This is a genomic window from Rhizobium sophoriradicis, assembly GCF_025200795.1.
Classification (GTDB): Bacteria; Pseudomonadota; Alphaproteobacteria; order Rhizobiales; family Rhizobiaceae; genus Rhizobium; species Rhizobium sophoriradicis.
Genome location: NZ_CP104152.1, coordinates 376186 through 398562, shown reverse-complemented (window position 1 = coordinate 398562; position 22377 = coordinate 376186). Strand labels below are relative to the sequence as shown.

The 22377-nt window shown below is 61.5% G+C and carries 19 protein-coding genes and 1 pseudogene; 7 read left to right on the top strand and 13 right to left on the bottom strand.

Features of this window, described 5'->3' with window-relative positions:
* Positions 1-131 precede the first annotated feature (131 nt).
* From N2597_RS01905 to N2597_RS01895, 3 genes are all read left to right on the top strand, one after another.
* Positions 132-1184: a type III polyketide synthase gene (locus tag N2597_RS01905; protein ID WP_183597437.1), complete on the top strand. Its 1053-nt coding sequence runs from the start codon at positions 132-134 to the stop codon at positions 1182-1184.
* Positions 1181-1684 (top strand): isoprenylcysteine carboxyl methyltransferase family protein, encoded by a 504-nt coding sequence (locus N2597_RS01900; RefSeq protein ID WP_077991432.1) that lies wholly within the window; start codon positions 1181-1183, stop codon positions 1682-1684. Before N2597_RS01905 ends, N2597_RS01900 begins: the two co-directional genes overlap by 4 nt.
* Positions 1685-1757: 73 nt before the next feature.
* The gene (locus N2597_RS01895) at positions 1758-3005 is read left to right on the top strand and encodes an NAD(P)/FAD-dependent oxidoreductase (protein ID WP_183597439.1); all 1248 of its coding nucleotides are present in this window, start codon (positions 1758-1760) and stop codon (positions 3003-3005) included.
* On the opposite strand, the gene N2597_RS01890 is transcribed toward N2597_RS01895, so the two are convergent.
* The 10 genes from N2597_RS01890 to N2597_RS01845 all read right to left on the bottom strand — a co-directional run bounded on the left by N2597_RS01890 (position 2995) and on the right by N2597_RS01845 (position 13806).
* The gene (locus N2597_RS01890) at positions 2995-3534 is read right to left on the bottom strand and encodes a gluconokinase (RefSeq protein WP_183597441.1); all 540 of its coding nucleotides are present in this window, start codon (positions 3532-3534) and stop codon (positions 2995-2997) included. The genes N2597_RS01895 and N2597_RS01890 overlap by 11 nt on opposite strands.
* 27 nt (positions 3535-3561) lie before the next feature.
* Positions 3562-4515, bottom strand: a complete 954-nt coding sequence (locus N2597_RS01885; RefSeq protein ID WP_039618005.1) for a peptide ABC transporter ATP-binding protein — start codon at positions 4513-4515, stop codon at positions 3562-3564.
* Positions 4512-5528, bottom strand: a complete 1017-nt coding sequence (locus tag N2597_RS01880; RefSeq protein WP_183597443.1) for an ABC transporter ATP-binding protein — start codon at positions 5526-5528, stop codon at positions 4512-4514. Before N2597_RS01880 ends, N2597_RS01885 begins: the two co-directional genes overlap by 4 nt.
* Positions 5528-6418, bottom strand: a complete 891-nt coding sequence (locus N2597_RS01875; RefSeq protein ID WP_039618001.1) for an ABC transporter permease subunit — start codon at positions 6416-6418, stop codon at positions 5528-5530. Before N2597_RS01875 ends, N2597_RS01880 begins: the two co-directional genes overlap by 1 nt.
* A 9-nt stretch (positions 6419-6427) precedes the next feature.
* Positions 6428-7432 carry an ABC transporter permease subunit gene (locus N2597_RS01870; RefSeq protein ID WP_183597445.1) on the bottom strand — a complete coding sequence of 335 codons (1005 nt, stop codon included), beginning with the start codon at positions 7430-7432 and terminating at the stop codon, positions 6428-6430.
* An 87-nt stretch (positions 7433-7519) separates the two neighbouring features.
* A complete protein-coding gene (locus tag N2597_RS01865; RefSeq protein WP_077991445.1) occupies positions 7520-9115 on the bottom strand; it encodes an ABC transporter substrate-binding protein in 1596 nt (531 codons plus the stop codon).
* Between the two features lie 325 nt (positions 9116-9440).
* Positions 9441-9923 (bottom strand): iron-responsive transcriptional regulator RirA, encoded by a 483-nt coding sequence (gene rirA, locus N2597_RS01860; protein ID WP_183597447.1) that lies wholly within the window; start codon positions 9921-9923, stop codon positions 9441-9443.
* Between the two features lie 109 nt (positions 9924-10032).
* Entirely contained in the window at positions 10033-11082 is a 1050-nt protein-coding gene (locus tag N2597_RS01855) for a M48 family metallopeptidase (protein WP_009994419.1), read from the bottom strand.
* Positions 11072-12154: a YjgN family protein gene (locus N2597_RS01850; RefSeq protein ID WP_183597449.1), complete on the bottom strand. Its 1083-nt coding sequence runs from the start codon at positions 12152-12154 to the stop codon at positions 11072-11074. The genes N2597_RS01855 and N2597_RS01850 overlap by 11 nt, the downstream gene beginning before the upstream one ends.
* Before the next feature lie 155 nt (positions 12155-12309).
* On the bottom strand, positions 12310-13806 hold the full coding sequence (locus N2597_RS01845; RefSeq protein WP_183597451.1) for a CoA-acylating methylmalonate-semialdehyde dehydrogenase: 1497 nt from the start codon (positions 13804-13806) through the stop codon (positions 12310-12312).
* Between the two features lie 169 nt (positions 13807-13975).
* On the opposite strand from N2597_RS01845, the gene N2597_RS01840 reads away from it, so the two are divergent.
* Both N2597_RS01840 and N2597_RS01835 read left to right on the top strand, forming a co-directional pair.
* On the top strand, positions 13976-14290 hold the full coding sequence (locus N2597_RS01840) for a putative quinol monooxygenase (RefSeq protein ID WP_183597453.1): 315 nt from the start codon (positions 13976-13978) through the stop codon (positions 14288-14290).
* Entirely contained in the window at positions 14287-15168 is an 882-nt protein-coding gene (locus N2597_RS01835) for a LysR family transcriptional regulator (RefSeq protein ID WP_183597455.1), read from the top strand. Before N2597_RS01840 ends, N2597_RS01835 begins: the two co-directional genes overlap by 4 nt.
* 5 nt (positions 15169-15173) lie before the next feature.
* Here N2597_RS01835 and N2597_RS01830 read toward each other — a convergent pair whose 3' ends face one another.
* On the bottom strand, positions 15174-15341 hold the full coding sequence (locus tag N2597_RS01830) for a hypothetical protein (RefSeq protein ID WP_183597457.1): 168 nt from the start codon (positions 15339-15341) through the stop codon (positions 15174-15176).
* 37 nt (positions 15342-15378) lie between these two features.
* On the bottom strand, positions 15379-15816 hold the full coding sequence (locus N2597_RS01825) for a DUF4174 domain-containing protein (RefSeq protein ID WP_183597459.1): 438 nt from the start codon (positions 15814-15816) through the stop codon (positions 15379-15381).
* A gap of 183 nt (positions 15817-15999) precedes the next feature.
* Between N2597_RS01825 and N2597_RS33680 the strand changes: the two are divergent.
* Together N2597_RS33680 and N2597_RS01815 are read left to right on the top strand one after the other, a co-directional pair.
* Positions 16000-16412 (top strand): annotated as a pseudogene (locus N2597_RS33680) (transposase family protein); the annotation flags it as partial.
* 90 nt (positions 16413-16502) lie between these two features.
* Entirely contained in the window at positions 16503-16757 is a 255-nt protein-coding gene (locus N2597_RS01815) for a hypothetical protein (RefSeq protein WP_183597461.1), read from the top strand.
* A 708-nt stretch (positions 16758-17465) separates the two neighbouring features.
* Here the strand turns inward: N2597_RS01815 and traA are convergent.
* Positions 17466-22097 (bottom strand): Ti-type conjugative transfer relaxase TraA, encoded by a 4632-nt coding sequence (traA, locus tag N2597_RS01810; RefSeq protein WP_183597463.1) that lies wholly within the window; start codon positions 22095-22097, stop codon positions 17466-17468.
* Between the last annotated feature and the right edge of the window lie 280 nt (positions 22098-22377).

The following is a 22377-nucleotide window of genomic DNA, read 5'->3' as shown; positions in this document are numbered from 1 at the left end:
CACCGCTGCCCCGGACTTTATTCGCCGGCCTCCTATTTTCTCCATAACGGCTTCGTGAAGCCACCGAAGCCGAATAAATCATCGGGACCGGGTGTTCTCAGCGTTGCGCCGGGAACGACAAGGAGAAGTCCGTGACCGATACTGTAAAACTCGTCAGCCTCGCCGTCGCCGCACCCGAACATGTCATTTTCCAGAAGCAAGCGCTCGAAGCCTCCGCCCGGCTGTTTGCCGACCGTTTTGATGACTTTCGCCATCTTGCCCGCGTCTTCGACAGCGCCGGTATCCAAAAGCGCCATGCCGCGCGCCCGCTTGCCTGGTTCGACGAAGCGCATGGCTGGCAGGACCGGATGCAGGCCTATGCGGAGGTGGCAGGCGGGCTCTTCGTCGAGACCGCGAGCTCAGCACTTCAGCAGGCCGGGCTTGAGGCCGGCGATGTCGACTGTGTGGTGACGGTCTCCTCCACCGGTTTTACCACACCGAGCCTTGATGCGCAGATGGCCCGCCGGATGGGTTTCAGGGCCGATATCGAGCGAGTGCCGGTGTTCGGGCTCGGCTGTGCGGCCGGCGTGTCGGGCTTTGCCATCGCCGCCCGGCTGGCGCGAAGCCGGCCGGGCGCCGTCGTGCTCTTCGTCTCGATCGAGCTCTGTACGCTCGCCTTCCGCCTCGACGAGCTGACGCGGCCGAACATCATCGCGACGGCGCTTTTCGGCGACGGCGCCGCCGCCTGCGTGTTGCGATTGGGCGACGGCGGGCTGGCGGAAGTGGAATCGACCGGCGAGCATCTCTTTCCCGACACGCTCGATATCATGGGCTGGAAGATCGACGACGGCGGCTTCGGCATCGTGCTGGCGCAAGCCCTGCCGCCCTTTGCCGAGCAGGAGCTCGGCCCGGCGGTGAAGGCCATTCTGGCACGGAACGGGCTGGCACCATGCGATATCGACCGCTTCATCTGCCATCCCGGTGGCACGAAAGTGCTGGCCGCGATGGAGAGCGCGCTGTCGCTGACGCCGGGCGCTCTCGATCACGAGCGCGGCGTGCTTGCCGACTACGGCAATATGTCGTCGCCGACCATTCTCTTCGTGCTGGAGCGGGCGATCCGCGCCGGATTGCCGGACCGCTCGGCGATGATCGCCATGGGACCGGGCTTTTCGGCGAGCTGCGTGACGCTCCGGAGGCCGGCATGATGTGGCCGTCAATCGCGCTGCTTACCTTCGTGACGCTGCAGCGGCTTGGCGAGCTCGTGCTTGCCCGGCGCAACACTGCCGCCCTTCTCGCCAGAGGCGGCAGGGAAGTGGCGCCGGAGCACTACCCCGCCATGGTGGCGCTGCATGCCGGGTGGATCATCGGCCTCTGGCTGCTGGCGCCGGGCAGGCCGGTCGATCTCTTCTGGCTTGCGGTGTTCATGGTGCTGCAGGCACTGCGGCTCTGGGTGCTGGCGACACTGAAGGACCGCTGGACGACGCGGATCATTATCCTGCCCGGCGCGCCGCTCGTGACGTCAGGTCCCTATCGCTTCCTGCGGCATCCGAACTACGCAATCGTCGTCGGCGAGATCGTCGCCCTTCCTCTCGTCTTCGGGCTGCCGCTTTACGCGATCGGCTTTTCACTTCTCAACGCTTGCGCCCTCCTTGTCCGCATGAAGGCCGAAAATGCCGCACTGAAAAGCGTAATGATTGTGAAATGAATGCGATTTTTCGTTTGCGCAGCAATATCAGCGGGGGCATTTTCACGCTGATAACAAAGCGGAATGCAGGGGAATGATCAAAACCGCAATCGTGCTCGGCGCCGGCATCGTGGGGGTGTCCACGGCCATCCACCTTCAGCGGCGCGGCCGGCAGGTGACGCTGATCGATCGCAAAGATCCGGGCAGCGAAACCTCCTTCGGCAATGCCGGCCTGATCCAGCGCGAAGGTGTCGCGCCCTACGGCTTTCCCCAGCAGCTCGGTCTTCTCATGCGCTATGCGCTGAATAACCGCATCGATGCGCATTATCACCTCAGCACGCTGCCGAGCCAGCTTGCCTTTCTCGCCCGTTACTGGTGGAATTCGAATGCCCGGCGCCATGCGATCATCACCCGGGCCTATGCGCCGCTGATCGAACATTCGATTGCCGAACACAAGGATCTGATCGAGGCGTCAAACGCCGAAGCGCTGATCCGCAGGGATGGCTGGATAAAGCTTTTCCGGACTGAGGCCAAGCGCGACCAGGCCCTGGCGGAGGCAGCACTCTGGCAGAATGAATTCGGGGTGGACTATGATAGCTTGACCCCGGCCGATATCGCCCGCGTGGAGCCCGACATGACAGGCGATTTTGCCGGCGGCATTCGCTGGCGCGATCCCTGGTCGGTGCTCGACCCACATGCGCTGACCTCAGCCTATCGCCGCTATTTCGAAAGCCTCGGCGGCCGCTTCGTCACCGGTGACGCCGCCTCATTCGGCCAATTCGGCTCCGGCTGGAAGATGATGACGGCAGAGGGCGCGCTCGAAGCCGAGGATGCGGTGATCGCGCTCGGCCCCTGGGCGGCCGTCGCAACACGCAGGCTCGGCTATTCCTTCCCGCTCGGCGTCAAGCGCGGCTATCACATGCATTATGCCGCCAAGGGCGCTGCCGTGCTCAACAACTGGATGCTCGATGCGGAACGTGGCTATCTCCTGGCGCCGATGCGGCGCGGCATCCGGCTGACGACGGGAGCGGAGTTCGCAACGCTCGACGCGCCGAAGACGCCGGTCCAGCTCGACAGGGCCGAGGTCGTCGCCCGCACGATCTTCCCGCTCGGCGACAGGCTCGATCCCGAACCGTGGATGGGTGCGCGTCCCTGCACACCCGACATGATGCCGATCATAGGCAAAGCGCCGCGCCATCAAGGCCTGTGGTTCGCTTTCGGCCATGCCCATCACGGGCTGACGCTCGGGCCGGTGACCGGGCGCGTGCTGGCGGAGCTGATCACCGGCGAAAAACCGTTCATCGATATTGCGGCCTATTCGCCGCAGCGTTTCAACCCGTGACGCCGAGAGCGGCAAGCCCGTTCAGGGCCGTCGCCGCGATGCCTTCCACCGTGTCGTCAATATCGACGGTGACGACGCCTTGCTCGCCTGTCGGCACCTCCAGCGTCGCCAGCTGGCTTTCGAGCAGCGAGACCGGCATGAAATGGCCCTTGCGCTCGCCCATCCGTTTGGTCAGCAGCGCCTTGGAGCCTTCGAGGTAAACGAAAAACAGGTTGCCGCCGGCCGCAGCCCGCAGCCTGTCGCGATAGATGCGCTTCAGCGCCGAGCAGGAGACGATGATGCCCTCGCTTTTTTCCAGCGAGGCCCGGATGTCTTCGCCGATGCGATCGAGCCAGGGCATCCTGTCCTCGTCGGTCAGCGGAACGCCCTTCGACATCTTCTCGACATTGGCGGCCGGATGCAGCGCATCGCCTTCGATGAAGGCTAGGTGCAGGGCTGCCGCCAGCTTCTCACCGACGGAGGACTTGCCGCAGCCGCTGACCCCCATGACGATGATCGCATGGGGCTCGTTCAACCGCTCTTCCGGCATGATCCCTCCGAGGCTCCGGCTTCCCGCTCAATCGAGGGGGAAGTGACAGGCATATTTTTGCTCACCCTCTCCACTTAGTTCGGGAGAAACCTGACGGCAATAGTCCTGCGCTTTCCAGCAGCGCGGGTTGAAGTGACAACCGGACGGGGGCTTCAGCGGCGACGGCAGCTCGCCTTGGAGCCGGATGCGGTTCTTGGCGCGCTCGGGGTCGGCGATCGGCGTCGCCGACAGCAAGGCTGCCGTATAGGGATGGCGCGGCCGGGCGAAGACCTCGGCGGCGGGACCGGTTTCGACGGGACGGCCGAGATACATTACCATCACCTCGTCGGCGATGTGGTGGACGACGGAGAGGCCGTGCGAGATGAAGAGATAGGCAAGGCCCATCTCCTTCTGCAGGTCCATCAACAGGTTCAATACCTGCGCCTGGATCGACAGGTCGAGGGCCGAAACCGGTTCGTCGAGCACCAGCACCTTCGGCCGCAGCATCAGGGCGCGGGCGATGGCGATGCGCTGGCGCTGGCCGCCGGAGAACATATGGGGATAACGGCCATGGTGTTCCGGACGCAGGCCGACACGGGCCATCATCTCCTCCACCTTGCGGCGGCGGGCGGCGGCATTGAGATCGGTGTTGATCTTCAGCGGCTCTTCGAGGATCGCGCCGACCTTCTGGCGCGGGTTGAGCGAGCCGTAGGGGTTCTGAAAGACGATCTGCACCTGGCTGCGTAGGCTGCGGTCGCCGATGCGCGCAGGTTTGCCGTCGATTAGCAGTTCCCCGGCCGTCGGATCCTCGATCATGGTGACCAAGCGGGCGAGCGTCGACTTGCCGCAGCCGGATTCGCCGACGACGGCGAGCGTCTTGCCGGAATGGAGGCTGAAACTGACGCCGTTCAGCGCCTTGACGGTGGCGTCGGCTTTGAAAAGACCGCGATTGACGGTGTAGAAGCGGGCGAGATCCCTGCCCTCGAGAACAGCGCCCGTCATACCAGGTCTCCTGCAGTTTCATTGACCATGACGCCGGGATGCCCGAGCGGCTTGCCGTCCTTCAAAGGATAATTGCACAATGCCAGTCCGAACTCCGGCCCCTGGCGCACGACGCCGCGATCGCATTCGACCGTGGCGTAGCCGCAGCGCGGCGCGAAAAGACAGCCTGTCGGGCGGCCATGCTGGCCGGGCACGACGCCGGCGATCGAGGGAAGGCGCTGGCCGACTTTGGCCCGTTCCGGCAGGGCGGCGAGCAGGGCTGCGGTATAGGGGTGGTGCGGATCGCGGAACAGCGCCTTCACCGGTTGCTCCTCGACCTTCTGGCCGGCATATTGCACCTGCACGCGTTCGGCGGTTTCGGCAACGACACCCATATCGTGGGTGATCAGCACCAGCGCCATGCCCTGCTCCTTCTGCAGGCGCACCAGCAGATCGAGGATCTGCGCCTGGATGGTCACGTCGAGAGCCGTCGTCGGCTCGTCGGCGATCAGGAGCTTCGGATTGCACGCGAGCGCCATGGCGATCATCACGCGCTGGCTCATGCCGCCCGACATCTGGTGCGGGAAGTTCGACAGCCGATCTTCCGGCGCCGGAATGCCGACGAGGTTCAGCAGCTCGATCGAGCGTTCGCGGCGCTCCTTCCGGTTGAGGCCCATGTGGACACGCAATGTCTCGCCCAGCTGGAAGCCGACCGTGAAGCACGGGTTAAGGCTCGACATCGGCTCCTGGAAGATCATCGCCATGTCCTTGCCGACGATCCTGCGGCGCTGGCGGCCGGAAATGCCGCGCAGATCCTGGCCGTCGAACTGCATGCGATCGGCGGTAATCCTGGCCGTCCAGGGCAGAAGCCCCATCAGCGCCAGCATGGCGACGGATTTGCCCGAGCCGGATTCACCGACGACCGAGAGGATCTCACCCTTGTCGCAGGCAAGCGAGACGCCGTCGACGGCGCGGAAGAGACCGGAAGAGGTCTGGAATTCGACGGTTAGATTTTCGATTTCGAGAAGTGGCATCACGACCTCTTCAGCTTGGGGTCAAGCGCATCGCGCAGGCCGTCGCCCATCAGGTTGATGGCGAGAACGGTGATGAGGATAGCAAGGCCCGGGAATGTCACCACCCACCAGGCACGCGAGATGAACTCACGCGATTCGGCAAGCATCGTGCCCCATTCGGGTGTCGGCGGCTGAGCGCCCATGCCGAGGAAGCCGAGAGCCGCGGCATCGAGAATCGCCGCCGAAAAGGCGAGCGTCGCCTGCACGATCAGCGGCCCGAGACAGTTCGGCAGGATCGTCTTGAACATCAGGCGCAGCGTGCCGGCACCGGCGACACGCGAGGCGATGACATATTCCTTCTCGCGCTCCGAAATAACCGAGGCGCGCGTCAGCCGCACGAAATGCGGCTGGTTGACCAGCGAAATCGCAATCATCGCATTGGTAAGACCCGGGCCGAGCACCGCCACCAGCACGAGAGCGAGCAGCAACGACGGGAAGGCCAGGATGATATCCATCAGCCGCATGATCGCCGTATCGATCTTGCCGCGGAAATAGCCGGCCACAAGGCCGATCAGAACGCCGCAGATGACTGAAAGCGTGACGACGACGACGCCGATGAAGAGCGAGAAGCGCGCGCCGTAAATCAGGCGCGAGAGGATATCGCGGCCGACGGCATCGGTTCCGAGCGGGAAGGAGATGCTGCCAGCCTCCATCCAGGCGGGCACGGCCAGCAGCGCCTCACGGTTCTGCTCGTTCGGCGCATGCGGCGCAAAGACCGGCGCGAAGACAGCAACGACCAGAATGAGGATGAAAATCGCGAGGCCGATGACGGCGCCCTTGTTGCGGGAGAAGTAATGCCAGAATTCCGCAAGAGCGGATGGCTGGCCGGTTTTGACGGTGACCGTGCTCATGGACCGCTCCTAGTAACGAATGCGCGGATTGATGAAGCCGTAAAGGACATCAACAATCAGATTGACCAGCATGATGACGCCGGCGATCAGCAGAAGGCCGCCCTGAACCACGGCGTAATCGCGTTTGAACACCGAATCGACCATCCATTTGCCGATGCCCGGCCACGAGAAGATCGTCTCGGTGAGGATGGCGCCGGCAAGAAGAACGCCGATCTGCAAGCCGATGGTGGTGATAACAGGGATCATCGCATTACGCAGCGCGTGCACGCCGACGACGCGCAGCGGCTTCAGGCCTTTCGAGCGCGCCGTGCGGACGTAGTCCTCGCCGAGAACCTCGAGCATCGCCGAGCGCGTCTGGCGCGCGATGACGGCAAGCGGGATGGTTGCGAGCACGATGGTCGGCAGGATGAGATAGCTGACGGCCGAGGCAAACGCCCCCTTCTGACCCGACAGCAGGCTGTCGATCAGCATGAAGCCGGTCACCGGCTTGAAGAAATACATCAGCGAAATGCGGCCGGACACCGGCGTCCAGCCGAGATAGCCGGAGAAGAAGATGATCAGCAGCAGGCCCCACCAGAATATCGGCATGGAATAGCCGACCAGGGCGATGCCCATCACGCTTTGATCGAACCACGTGCCTCGCTTGACGGCGGCAAAGATGCCGGCGGGCACGCCAAGACAGACGGCGAGGATGATGGCGCAGAAGGAAAGCTCCAGCGTCGCCGGAAACAGCGTCAGGAATTCGCCGAGCACTGGTCGCTTGGTGACGATCGAGGTACCGAGATCGCCCTGCAGCACATTTCCGAGATAATCGAAATATTGCACATACATGGGCCGGTCGAAGCCGAGGTCGTGCATGATCTGGGCGTGCCGCTCCGGAGCCATGACACGCTCACCCGAGAGCAGCATGACGGGATCGCCGGGGAGCAGGCGGATGAACGAGAAGGCAATCAGGGAAACGCCGAGGAATGTCGGGATCAGCACCGCAAGGCGGCCGATGAAAAAACGCAACATGGCAGATGTCCAATAGTTTCCGGCGGTCAGGGGGTTCCTGACCGCCGGCTGCGCCCAGCTCTGCCGGGCATTCTTACATTATTCTTGTTATTCGGATACGTCGACGCCGTCGAAGCGGTGAATGCCGAGCGGGTCCATATGGAAGCCGGAGACCTTCTTGCTCATCGGAACGAAGACGAGCGAGTGATCGAGGGTCGCCCAGGGGGCTTCCTTCTTGAAGATCAGCTGGGCCTGCTCATAGGCCTTGGTACGCTCGCCGACATCGGCGGTCAGCTTGGCCTTGGTCATCAGGTCGTCATATTCCTTGTTGCACCACTGGGCGCGATTGTTGCCGCCGACGGCATCACAACCGAGCAGCGTATCCATGAAGTTGTCAGGGTCGCCGTTATCGCCGGTCCAGCCGAGGATGACGGCGCCGTCGCGCTTCACGTCGGAAGACAGCTTCAGATATTCGGCCCATTCATGGGTGACGATCTCGACCTTGACGCCGATCTTGGCGAAGTCGGCCTGGATCAATTCGGCGGCACGGCGCGCGTTCAGCATGTAGGGACGCGACACCGGCATCGCCCAGACCTTCATGCTGAGATCCTTGACGCCGGCATCGGCGAGCGCCTTCTTGGCGGCGTCCGGATCATACTTGTCGTCCTCAACGGCGTCATTATAAGACCACATCGTCGGCGGGATCGGGTTCTTGGCAACGGTGGCCGCACCCTGGAAAACGGCGTCGACGATCGCCTGCTTGTTGATCGCCATGTTCAACGCGCGGCGAACTTCCGGCTTGTCGAACGGCGGCATCTGGGTGTTGTAGGCGAGGTAGCTGACATTGAGACCGGCCTGCTCCTGAACGACCAGATTTTCATCCTTCTTCAGTTCGGGAACGTCGGCGGCATTCGGATAAGGAATGAGGTGGCATTCGCCGGCCTTCAGCTTCTGAGCGCGGACGGCCGCATCAGAGGTGATGGCGAAAACCAGATCGTCGATCTTTTCCTTGCCCTTGAAATAGGTTTCGTTCGCCTTGTAGCGGATGACGGCATCCGGCTGGTAGGCAACGAAGGTGAAGGGGCCGGTGCCGAGCGGCTGCTGGTTCAGCTGCGCCATCTTGCCGTCGGCGGCAAGCTTGTCGGCATATTCCTTGGAGACGATCGAGGCGAAGTCCATGGCGAGGTCGGCCAGGAACGGCGCTTCAGGATGGTTGAGCGTGAACTTGACCGTGAGGTCATCCACCTTTTCGACCGACTTGATCAGTTCGGGAAAGCCCATGCCGGCCGCGTATTCGTAGGAGCCGCCCTCGACATACTTGTTCCAGGGGTTGTCGGACTTCAGCTGACGCTCGAAGGAAAATACGACGTCGTCGGCATTGAAATCGCGCGTCGGGGTGAAGAAGTCGGTGGTCTGGAACTTGACACCGGGATGAAGCTTGAAGGTGTATTCCTTGCCGTCAGCCGAAACGCTCCAGCTGTCGGCCAGGCCGGGTTCGATCTCGGTGCCGCCGTGCTTGAATTCGACCAGGCGGCTGTAGACCGTGCGCGAAGACGCGTCGAAGGTCGTGCCTGCCGTATAGAGGCTCGGGTCGAAGCCTTCCGGCGAACCCTCGGAGCAATAAACAAGGGTCTTGGACCAGGCTGACGTCGCCATGACTGACATCAGGGCCGTCGCTGCCAACAGGACAGAGATCTTTTTCATAATATTGTTTCCCGGTTGTTCTTATTTGATGTCTGGAGATCGTAGAATGGCATCCCGATCGAAGGTTGATGGAACGATATTTATCTACTGAAAGCAACGGGCTACGGAGAAAATTTTTCCATCTGGACAATTTTAGAAATTTTCCGTCGAAAACCGGCATCAATCGGAAATATTCGGATAAAAATCACCGCAATTTCGTCGCATTTTGGATAATTGCCCTCTTAAACGCGGCACCGACGGCAATCCCCACGTCAATTTCAGAAAAGCAAAAACCGCAATTGCCGGAGCAACCGCGGTTTTAACAATTCTGTCCTGCTCTTCAAATTCAGGCGGCGGGCGCAATGATTTCGGGTTTGCGATAGGGCTGCTCGCCGGTGATCCCGAGAAGAAAATTGATTTGCGGACGCGCCTTGACGAGGTCGTCGATCGAATAGCCCGAAAGCACGGCGAAGAAGGCGTTGAGCGCCTTGCGCAGCGCCGAATTCAGGCCGCAGCTGTCGACCAGCGGGCATTCGACAACGCCGTCATCCTCGAAGCACTCAGCCATGGCGAAACTGTCTTCCGTCACCCTCACGACGTCGAAGAGGGTGATGTCGGCCGCCGGCTTGCCCAGACGCACTCCGCCATTGCGACCGCGCACGGTTTCGACAAGGCCCGCCTTGTTCAGCGGCTGGAGAATCTTGAAAAGAAACAGCTCGGAAACGCCGTAAGCCTTGGCGATTTCCGGAATCCGGCTCAGCTGCCCGTCGTTGGCAGCACAATACATCAACATGCGCACCGCATAGTTGGTCTGCTTCGTCAACCGCATGCCATTCTCCTGACTCGTGCTATTCAGACCTATATAGGCGGTTTGGTAGTTTTGAACAATTCCAAAATATGAAATTCGCATTCAGCTTATGAGGCCAAATGCCGCGACGTCAATTCCGCTGCAGGGTCTCATTATAGTCGAGGATGGCCTGCTTGCGTTCGGGCGTGCCTGGATGGGTCGAGAGCATGCTGGTTCCGGAATGATCGCCTAGTTTCGTTTCCAGGAGATCGAAAAAACGAGCGATCGCTATGGGATCCATGCCGGCCTTGCGCATCAGTTCCACCGAGCGCCGGTCGGCTTCGGCCTCGGCACTGCGTGAATATGACAATGCAAGCAGGCCGCCGCCCTGTGTCAGGATATCCTCGACACCGGAGCCGACATCGCCGGCAATCAGCATGACGAGGCCGGCCACACCTGCGGCGCGATAGAGCTGCCGGAGGCTGTGCTTGTATTCGACATGACCGAGCTCGTGAGCGAGAACGCCGGTTATCATCTCGTCATCGCCATCCGCCAGTTCGATCAACTGGTCGGTAATGACGATATTGCCATTGGGAAGCGCGAAAGCATTGGGACCGATCAGACCGCCATCACGGAAATTCAGCACATAGCGGTTAGCACCACCTTCGGCACTGGCAGCCACTTGGTTAAAGCGGCCAGCGATTTCGGCCTGCCGGGCGGCCGTCAGGTGGCTAGGGGACAGCGCCGTCGCATCCAGCGTATTGAGAGCGCCACGGGACATCGCTTCGGAGACCACAGGCGGTGTCACGAAGATGGCGACTTCGACGAGGGCCGGCAGCGCGTAACGATAAATTGCGACGGCGAGCAGAACGACGGCGACCGCGAAGACGAAGATGCGGGGATGAAATTCCTCCAGCCGATGCACCCAGCCGCTTCTTCCGCCGCCGCCAAGAAAGGCGTCGATGGCATCATTCTCGCCACTCTCGAAGATCGAGCCGTCGGCAAAGATGGCACGTCGGGGGATCGACCCGACGCGCGATGTGAAGTAGACCTCTCCGGCCGCGCTATCCGAAAGAGCGACATCCTCTTCGGTTACGGCGAGCATGCGCCCCCCGCGCGACAGCAGGCGGGCGGGAACGGAGCCGCTCGAATGCGGCGGATACCATTCCCCTCTCGCGATGATTTCTGCGTCAGAAACCAAAATCGATCCCTTCCATGCTCATATATTCGGCACCGACGGCGGCGCCGCTGGCTTGAAACTGCGTAAAGACCTCGCCGATTTCGCCGTCGATGCGAATTGCCGTGTGCTCGGCGACATAACGCGCCAGACGAACAGCCGCCCAGGGACGCATCAGGCCGAGGGTGAGCACCGTCACCACGACGTTCGATATGGCGATCCAGGCATAACGTGCCCTGGAAAGATCGCTGCGCAAGAGATGCCGGCCGTCGATCCGCGTCGAGGACCAGACGACGTTGTGGACGGCCGCCCGATAGATCAGGCCAGCAAGTGCGTAGATGATCAGGAGGCCGAAGGTGACAATATACATTCCCGACACTATCATTAACATAGCGGCGTCATGTTCGAATGCGCCGGGGTCATTCGCCTGCATCCCGACGACCGCGATCGCAACCAACCCGGCGAGAATGACCAGGCCCAGCACGACCATCAGGGCCGGGATGAGAAGCGCGCGGTAGAGCGCGCCGATCTTGGGATCGGTCTCGAAAGGCCGATTGCCGTAGCGGAGATTGTTGAAAACATAGCGGTTGAGCCACCGGCTGGCGAAGGGGGCAAGCAGTCCGAGCGACAGGAAAGCGACGAGGCTTCCGAGCATCACGCAGACGAAGGCGCCGCCGGCGGTGCCGGTAAAATCAAATCGCACGTTGCGGTAGCTGGTCACGCGGGCATTGAAGCGAAGGCCTCTGACGATCAGCCAGGGGAGCGCGATGAGCACAAGGATCGTGGTCACGACCGAGAACAGCGGATGGATCGCTGCCAGAATGTTGGCCACCACGATGAAGGCGAACACGATCACGCGACCGATGAATATCTGCATGCCGCTCGCGTGATATTCGAAAGCGCGGCCGAGCACGACGGTGTTGCCGTAGAAATAGCGATTGCGCCGCACTTTCGCCCAGGCTGAATAGATGCCGAGCGTTACGATCGTCAAAAGGACATTGACGATCCAGATGCCAAAATATTCCGATGCCGTTCCCGTGAACCGGGCACGCTCAAACGCATTTGCCGCGGCGCCCGCGGACACTCTGTTATCCATGATCTTTGTTTCCCCAGCACATTGCCCAACAGACCATAATCGGAATCACGTGTCGGGCGCAGCAACAGAAAAGCAAAGGCCGGAGAAATCAACAACCTTAAATCGAAAACGGGGGCCGAAAGGCCCCCGAATTGCAGATCGCTCTGTCGTGCAGATCACTTCATCGTCGGCATGACGAATTCGGCGCCGCTCTTGATGCCGGACGGCCAGCGGGCGGTGACGGTCTTGGTCTTGGTCCAGAACTTGATCGAGTCGGTGCCGTGCTGGTTGAGGTCGCCGAAGCTCGAGGCCTTCCAGCCGCCGAAGGAGTGGTAGGCGAGCGGAACCGGGATCGGAACGTTGATGCCGATCATGCCGATATTGATGCGCGAGGCGAAATCGCGGGCGGCATCGCCGTCACGCGTGTAGATGGCGACGCCGTTGCCGTATTCGTGCTTCATCGGCAGCGACAGTGCCTCTTCGTAATTCTGGGCGCGAACGACGGAGAGAACAGGCCCGAAGATTTCGGTCTTGTAGATGTCCATCTCGGATGTGACGTGATCGAACAGGCAGCCGCCGACGAAATAGCCGTCTTCATAGCCCTGGAGCTTGAAATCGCGGCCGTCGACGACGAGCTTGGCGCCTTCCTCGACGCCGCGGTCGATCAGGCCGCGAACGCGGGTATAGGCGTCCTTGGTGACGAGCGGGCCCATGTCGGCCTTTTCGTCGGTATAGGGGCCGATGCGCAGCGATTCGATCTTCGGTGTCAGCTTTTCGACGAGGCGGTTGGCGGTTTCTTCGCCGACGGGGACGGCAACCGAGATCGCCATGCAGCGTTCGCCGGCCGAGCCATAGCCGGCACCCATCAGCGCGTTGACGGCCTGATCCATGTCGGCGTCCGGCATGATAATCATGTGATTCTTGGCGCCGCCGAAGCACTGGGCGCGCTTACCGTTCATCGCTGCCGTGCCGTAGACGTAGCGGGCGATCGGCGTCGAGCCGACGAAGGAAACGGCGCCGATATCCGGATCGGTGAGGATCGCATCGACGGCACCCTTGTCGCCGTTGACGACGTTGAGGATGCCGGCCGGCAGTCCGGCCTCGATCATCAGTTCGGCGAGACGGATCGGCAGGGAGGGATCACGCTCGGACGGCTTCAGGATGAAAGCGTTGCCGCAGGCGATCGCCGGCGCGAACATCCACATCGGGATCATGCCGGGGAAGTTGAAGGGGGTGATGCCGGCGCCGATGCCGACCGGCTGGCGGATCGAATACATGTCGATCGAAGGACCGGCACCCTCGGTGAACTCGCCCTTGGCGAGATGCGGAATGCCGCAGACGAATTCGCAGACTTCGAGACCGCGGATGACATCGCCCTTGGCATCTTCGATCGTCTTGCCGTGCTCCTTGGAGAGCATTTCGGCCAGCTCGTCCATGTGCTTGTTCAGGAGTTCGACGAACTTGAAGAAGACGCGGGCGCGGCGCTGCGGGTTGGTGGCAGCCCATTTCGGCTGAGCGGCCTTGGCGTTTTCGACGGCGGCGCGCAATTCCTCGACGCTTGCGAGCGCGACGGTCGCCTGCACTTCGCCGGTTGCCGGATTGTAAACATTGCTCACGCGGCCGCTGGTGCCGGCGACTTCCTTGCCGCCGATGAAATGACCGATCTCACGCATGGATGCTCCTCCTGTTTTTGGGATGGTCCACAATCACACTTCAATTTGCACAAATCAATGCGCTGATATAAGGAACCGTTGTGCGTATATTGTAGTCCCGATCACCACATATTACTGCGTGAAATTTGGTACGGCGTGAGGACAAGTCAAACCCCTGGAAGGTCAAGCGATGAGCGGGAAACCTGTCGTCAGAATGGCGGAGCTGGAGATCGATCCGGAGACGCTCGAAACCTATCGCGCCTTGCTCGCGCAAGAAATCGAAGCATCGCTTGCGCTGGAAGACGGCGTTCTCTCGCTCAGCGCCGTTAGCATTCGCGACAATCCAAACCAGATCCGCATCCTCGAGGTCTACGCCGACCAGGAAGCCTACGAGGCCCATCTGCAGACATCGCATTTCCTCAAATATAAGCGTGAGACGGCCGGCATGGTGACTTCGCTGACGCTGATCGACGTCGATCCGATCGCGATGCGTGCCAAGCCATGAACTGGGACGATGTCCGCATCTTCCTTGCCGTCGCGCGCACCGGGCAAATCCTTGCCGCTTCGAAGCGATTGGGACTCAATCACGCAACGCTTTCACGGCGGCTGACGTCGCTCGAAGAGGCGCTGAAGACGCGGCTTTTCATCCGCCGCACGAACGGCTGCGAGTTGACAGCCGAAGGCGGGATCTTCCTTCACGCCGCCGAGCGTATGGAAACCGAGATGCTGGCGGTGCAGGCCAATCTCGGCCACACCGACACGGCAATCGCCGGCACGGTGCGCGTCGGCGCGCCCGACGGGTTCGGCGTCTCGTTTCTCGCGCCGCGCATGGGCAGGCTGATCGAGCGCCATCCGGAACTGAAGATCCAGCTGGTGCCGGTGCCACGCTCCTTCTCGCTTTCCCAGCGCGAGGCGGATATCGCCATCACGCTGGAACGTCCCGAACAGGGCCGCCTCGTTTCGTCCAAGCTGACGGATTACACGCTCGGCCTCTATGCCTCGCGCGATTATCTCGCCCGCCACGGCAGGCCTGGCGATGTCGAGGCGCTGAAGGCGCATCCGCGCATCGGCTATGTCGAAGATCTGATTTTCACCGCCTCGCTGAATTTCTCCGGCGAGGTGATGCGCAGCTGGGACGCCAGCTTCGAAATCTCGACGGCGATCGGCCAGACGGAGGCGGTGCGATCAGGCGTTGGCATCGGCATCCTGCACGATTATATCGCCCGGCAATATCCGGAACTTCAGCGCATCCTGCCTGAGATTTCGATCCGCCGCGCCTATTGGACGACCTATCACGAAACGGCGCGCGACCTCGTGCGCGTCCGCAGTGTCGTCGACTTCCTGCAGGAACTCGTCAGCGCCGAACGGCAGATCTTCCTCTAGACTAGTTACCTCCCGGAAGCATGTTTGGCCGGCTCGTCATTCTCATCCGGATTGGGAACCGGCGCTTCACCAGGCAGTCGGTCCGGCTCCGGTTCGGTGATCGGCGGCACCGGCTTCCAGCCGGGTGCCGGCATCGGCGGCTGATCGGGAATGGGTTCGTTGGGCACGGACATGACCGCCTCCCTTTTATGTTTGCGATGTTCGTCGGTTCTATTTATCCGACTTCAGCGTCTCGGCAGCGCGCATTGGCATGCTGTCGATAATGGCGAAGAGCTCGCCATTGGTGATCGGCTCGCTGACCTTGAGTTTGACCGTTCCATCCTTGCCGAGCAGGAACGCGGCGAATTCTCCGGCCTCCGGCCCCTCGAGATCGTGGCGGATCGCTTCGCCATCGAGGCCATCGGCAGCGCCGAACAGCGCCCGCACCCTGCCGGCCGAGACCTTCAATATCACCATATCGCGCTCTTCAAGTGCCGCGCGATCCGAAAGCAGCTGGTTTTCCTGGCGCGCCGCGCGGGCATTGTCCTTGTCGGCGAAAAGAACGAAGACACGGTTCATCCACTGGAAGGCAGCCAAGCTCTCGACCGGCGCGTAGGCGCTGTTGGTCTCATCGATTTTCGTCGCGCCGTAGAGAAGTGTTTTCGACATGCATATTCTCCCGTTAGTCTGGAGAACGGTGCGGGCACGCATGGGTTCCATGGAAAGGGCTGGTGTCGGGTTTTCATTCCTGCCAAGTGAAGATGGTACGGTTGAGTACGATTTTGAACCGCCCCGGGTTCCTGAGTGACCTGAGGCTAAGTCATGGTGAGAAACTAATGATTTGGGATTTTAAGGAGCAGATTCGGTTTCAAAGCTGACTTTTTGAAGTCAAGCCTTAAAATCAATCTTGTTGCGGATGCCCTCGAGCTGCCGGTTCGTTTTTCATTTCGGGCAAGGACAGCAGAACGACATACCTCCGGCTTACGACCCGGTTCGGTGGCTGCCGGCCAAACAGGCGCTCGCCGACCGCACCTATGATGCCGATAGCCTGCATGACATCATCCTTGAGGCGGTGAACCGGCCATTCCGTCGCGACGGGATCGCAAGAATCAGCGTTGCTTACAAGCAGCGCTAGGGCCTTCGCCACGCTCAAACAATGGCGACGCCTCGCCACGCGCTATGACAAACTCGCAGCCAGTTTCCTCGGCTTCATCAAGCTACCAAGCATCATGCTTTGGCTCAAATTAATTGTCACCATTGCGTAGAAGGATCCAAAATCAGATCGGTCTCGCCGCGTCTAGACCTTCGAACCCCTGTCTGCTCTTATGCTTCGATAACAAAACTTGGAGGCACAGTTGGCCAGCAATCTGTGGGATACTGGGCATGGCGCCATGTTCGGCGCGAATTCGTTGGCTGCGATAAACACCCTGTATTTGTTGATGGATAAAGGACTTATTTCGCGTGAGGATGCCGCCGGCGTTCTCACTAAAACTGCTCATCAGGTTCGCGAAGATTCTGAGAATGGGCCAGATTCGGAACTAGGGGAACAAGTGGCGCGAAGATTTGAGGCAATGGCTGCTTGGTGTTTGAGTTATAGCCCGAACAGGTAATTTCGCAGAAGGTACAGCCGAATCCGATCACGCAATCTAACGATGTCCGCAAAACGTGTCCTTGCACAAGGTCGACACATTCGCCTCTTCCGGCTACAAGCTCACACATGAACGATTCCAACGAACAGCACAAAAAAGACGACGGGCCAGCTAAGCCGCCGCTGCCCAACGGTGAGAAATTTTTCGATCCCTGGGAAGAAGAATTTCGAAGGGCATATAAGTCGGACGACAAAACATTCGAGTATTAAATCCATGCGGCGGGCGGATGCCCGTCACTTATGTGTTGAGGAAGTCGGCCCTGCCACGGCAAGGACGTGCGCATTTATGGTTCAAATTCCCCGTCTCTTGGCGATATCTCCTCTTCAGGAATCTAGCCTGATCGCCGTGCGCCGTCGTGGCTCGTTCAACCCTCCGCGCAGGGATCGATCCCGGACCGTGGCCTGCATTGAAAATACGCCGCGCCGATATTCGCCGGTCAGGCTGGCCTTTTGACCCACCATTCGCTCGCAAAACCAGCCGCAACTTTTCCGTACTGAACGAATGCCCGGCGCGATGTGGGCGGGGGGCGGAGTTGCACATGCTGGTCAAGGCCGTAGGTCAACCACATCTCGCCGTACTTATAGGCGACGCCGGAAGCATCTGAGCCAGCCCAGCATTTCTGGGAGAACGCCTGCTTGCCCGGACCACGATGGCCGTCCAGTCAGGGGCTCAAAGATCAATCCCGCGGTGTGGAGTGCGCTGACGCCGTTCCGCAACGATCTGCTCGCTGAGCTGCAGATGGACAGTCTGCTGAAGGACCTTCAAACTCTCCCGCATCGCCGCAAAGGTACCGCGCTGCGCCGGCGGCACATGATTGACGAGATCCTTGTCGCCGCGGATGATGGCATTGCGCCCGAAGCGCTCGTGGAGCGCTTCGCTAATGTCGGCGAACTGCCGGCGGATGTTTGCATCCAGAGGAACGGTCGAGACATTCCGCTTACGATCATTCTTCCTTGCCTCCACGGTCAGCCGCATGAGCACCTCTTCTGCCGCCTTCGACAGGCCAGGAATGGCAACCGCCATGCGCCGGCGCTCTTCTGTGATAACCTGGCGTTCGGCATCGAGGATGTTGACATAGGCGGATCCGAGCGAGCGCAGGCGCGCGGACGCCTCGGGCACAGCCTGCACCGCCTCTTTCCGCTCCCGGCCGGACGCCAGCATCCGGTCCAGCAGTCGACCGGAGCCCCGCAACGCCCCATAGGCGGCCGGATCATTGGTCACCGCAGCAGCGATACGATCGGCAGCAAAACCTTTTGCGAGCAGATCTTCGATCTTATCGACGGCTCCAGCCGGGTCGCGCCAGATCGTCTTAGCCGTGTTCGCCAGTGCAGCCCGCTCCTGACGGTAGAGGGGGGCGGAGAGAACGCGCGATCGAGCCTCCTCGTCCACCGGCGTCCTGAACTCAGTGACGGCGGCAAGCATGGGCAGCAACGCCACATTGTCCTTGCCCGCTGCGGCCTCTATCCCCGCAACAGCACTCGTGCCGGCGACGACCTTCGAGCGATCCCGACGCTCGGCAAGATGCTGCTCACCGGCAAAGCGCCGCACGGCTTCGAACAGTTGCGTTAGTTCTCCGCGTCGTTCATCCGTGAGGTCCCCCGGCATGCGCTCGACCATGTTGCGCTCAGCGATCGCATCTGCTTTCGAGGTGAAGGCGCTCCAGCCGAAGCGGGCGGTTATGGCATCGCTGACCGCTTTGATCTCCTGCACGACCGCTCGGCCCCCGGCGGCAAGTGCGAAGGCCGTCTTGTAGGCGTCGTCCCCGCCCTGGGTGCGCACCGCCTCGATCTCCATCAGGCGCGCCATAGCTTGCTCGGAGAGCGCCGGAACCGACAAGGACATGGAGGCGCGCCGTGCCTGCTCTCGCAGCTCGAACCGTTCGGTGTTCCTGCGGAACTCAGTCGCATGGCCGCGAACCAAGGGAAGCAGGTCCTCAAAGGCTGCCATGGCGACATTGCGCTCGTCACGCGCCGCCCGTCCTTCGACGATCAGCTCGGAGCCACGCAGCCGGCCAAGCCGATCCGGTGCTGCGGCAAGATTATCGGCGAGCCTGCGCGGTTCGGTGCTGGTATCCGAAGCAAGCGCATTCAGCGTGACCAATGCGGCATCGGGGTCGCGATAGATCTTCTCGAGCAGCGGCCGCAGGATCGCCTCCCGCTCCTTCCAGGCCGGGGATGACAGCTGCGCCAGCCGCGCATCCTCGTCGATGCTCCTGGCGAAGGAGATGGTTGGCGGGATCAGACAGCGCGCATCGGTGGAAGCCGCCTCGGCGATCGTCTGGCTCCGCTCTTCATTATAGGCGACGCGCCGTTCCCGCTCGATCGCAAAGCCGAGCGCGACGCTTGCCCGCTCCCATAGCTTTTCCACCTGCTCCCGCTTTGCGGCAATCCACGCCCAGCGCCGCGACAGGCTTTCCTCCATCTCGGCCGCAGCCAAAGAGAGATGCTCGATCCCCCGGCGCCTGGCGAAGTCCTCAGCGTGTGCGCGGTAACCGGCGTCGCTCTCAAAATCGAGCGTCGTCGTCTTGGCGCCGGATCGCGACAATCGCTCGACCAGCTGCTTGAACACATCCGGCCGATGGCTTTCCCGCTCGATACGCTCCCGGCGCGCGTCGGCGGTCTCAATCTGCTTTGCCGTCCAGACGTTGCGGTCGACTTCCCTCTCCTCGTAGCGCTTCTGGCCTGTCTTCTCGTCAACAATGGGAATCTGGACCTTGACCCTCTCGATACCGTCCTTTCTGAGCGTGACGGTGTCGCCTTCCAAGACGCGGGCATCCTCGAGCGCCTTCGGCAGGCTCACGCCCCAAAGCCGATGCACGACCCCGTCGTCGGTCCTGAGGTCGGCATAGGGGCTGTCGTCGGCATCCTCATTATCGGGCCGGAATTTGGTTTCTCCGGTTTCGATAAGCTCGCCGGTGACACCCGCGGCATGATCGACACGTGCGCTGCGTCCCCATTCCGGCTTCGCCGCAAAATCCTCCTTCGCCGCATAGAGATCGGCGCGGTCGCGATGCCTCGTCATCGACACATAGCTCAGGTGGCGGTCCATCATGCCGGTCGCCAGCACGAAAGCTCGCTCGACAGTCGCGCCTTGCGACTTGTGAATGGTCGCGGCATAGCCGTGATCGACATTGGAATAGCTGTCCTCGCCGAAGACGACCTTGCTGCCATTGTCGAGACGCACCGACAGCAGAACCTCGCCTTTCTCATTGCCTGTCGAAACGACCGTGCCGAGCATGCCGTTCTTGACATATTGCGGGCCGAGACGCCCGGCGCGCGGCTCGATGAAGCGGGCGTTTTCCAGGAAGATGATGCGGTCGCCGGCGGCAAACTCGCGTGAGCCCCGCTCGGTTCGGAAGCTGCGGCTTTCGCCGAGTGCTCCCTCACCCGTCATCACGGATCGCAGCGCCTCGTTCAGGCGCTTGACGTCGGCGTTGGTGTGGGCAAGCACCAGCAGCTCGTCGCCGCGAAGATTGCCGGCCCTGCCCTCGGCAACAGACCGACCGATTGCCTCCCTGCGCGCCTCTGTCCAATCGGCAACGATGCGCTCGACGATCTCGCCGCGCGTCTCCGCCTCGACCAGGCGACCGTGTTGAGCATAAGCATCGAGGCCCTTCTCGACCTCGCCACGGGCAAACAGGCGCGAGGCATCGCGTGCCCATTCCTGGCGCTGGCGGCGCACGCCGGCGAGTTCGGCAAATCCGATGCGTTCGGTGATCGCCCGGAATGCCGCGCCCGCCTGGATCGGCTGCAGCTGCATCGCATCGCCGACCAGCACGACCTTCGCCTCAGCCTGTTCGATGATCTTCAGCACCCGGGCCATCTGTTGCGACGACACCATGCCGGCCTCATCGATCACCACCACGTCGCCGCGGTTCAGCGTGTCGCGGCCATTCGCCCAGTTCAGTTCCCAGGAGGCGAGTGTGCGCGACTTGATGCCGGAACTGTCTTCGAGACCTTCTGCAGCCTTGCCGGCAAGGGCGGCACCGATTACCCGGCGGTTCTCGCTCTCCCAGGCAAGACGTGCAGCGGCAAGCAGCGTCGATTTGCCGGCTCCGGCCAGGCCGACGATAGCAGCGATGCCATCATCGCCGGTGACATGACGGATAGCATCGACCTGTTCCGGCTCGAGCCGGAAGCGCTGTTGCGGATCCCGCGCCTCGACACTTTCGATCGCAGCGTTTACATGCCGCTCGGAAACGGCGAAGCCGCGGCGCTCCGACAAGACCTTCGCCGACTGCGCCATGTCATATTTGATGCGCAGCATATCTCGAATGGTGAAGACGGCGAGCTCCATCGCCTTGCCGGTCTCTGCGTCGATCTCCTGCGGCTTCAGCATGACCAACTCATTCGACGCCATCAGCCGCGCCCGGATATTGGCGAAGTCGGAGGGATCGTCGATATAACGATGCAGCGCCTTGGCGATGTCGCGCTCGTCGAAGGTGGAGCGTTCGTTGACGAGCTGCGTCAACAGAAACTCAGGCTCGGCAAGCAGCCGGTCGGCCATCTCCTGGCGCCGCGCAAGATCGGCCGGCGCGAAGTAGAGCTCCCTGCCCTTCCTTGGCAGCGCCGCCTTCTCCGGTCCGAGATGCTTCTGCCCGATGCCGTCCAAACCCTGTTCGGCATAAGACCGGCCGTCGAGCCGGATCTCGTGGCCGGCAAGCGCCAAGTGCCGGTTGGCGGTTTCCGCCCAGGCGATCTTCCAGGCTTTCAGGATCTCCTTGTCGCCGCCCCAGACCTTATAGACGATCTTGCCGTTCGGGCGGTCCGGCGTGACGACACGTAGCGGCTTGCCATCCTCTCCCAGAACGGCAACTTTCTTCGGCCCTAAGCCGTCCTCGGTCAGCGGCCGCAGCGTCGTCATCAGATGGATGTGCGGGTTGCCGTCCTTGTTGTGATAGACCCAGTCGGCGACCATCCCCTTCGCAGTAAGATTGTCGCGGACAAAGTCGCGCACCAGCGCGACGTTCTCGGCTCGTGTCAGCTCCTCCGGCAGCGCGATGATCAACTCACGGGCAAGCTGCGCGTCCGCCCGCGTCTCGAAGGCATCGACGGCATTCCAAAGCGCCTCGCTGGCGCCGGCGACCGAATGACCGGCAATCGCCGCCCTCAGCCAGGCAGGCGTCTGCTCCGGGAGGGCCAGCTCCTCATGCACGAGCTCGCCAGCCCCGCCCCGATAGCTGAACGACCTGCCGGCCTGCTGGTCCATCATCCTCGTGCGATGGCGATAGGCGGCGGCCGCGACGATGTTGCGCCCGGCTCCCCTGCTGATCACCCGCGCTTTGATGAACATGATCGCCATGATTGTCCTCTGATTTCCACGCAGTTGCAGCAAACAAGCGGCGTTGGTCGCTCATCAAGCTTGTCAGCCCGAGCGGGAGACGCGCCCGGATCATTTCAGATCGTTGTCGCGCTGGGCCTTCTTGACTACGATAAATAGACAATCTAACTATCTTATTCAAGATAGTATAAGTGGGTTAAATGATCCTCGTGCTCAGCTTGAAGCTTTTCAAAAGCCTCGCGCGGGATGGCAATCGGATGAAACATAAGAGTCTTACATCGGCTGTTCTCAAGAATCCCGG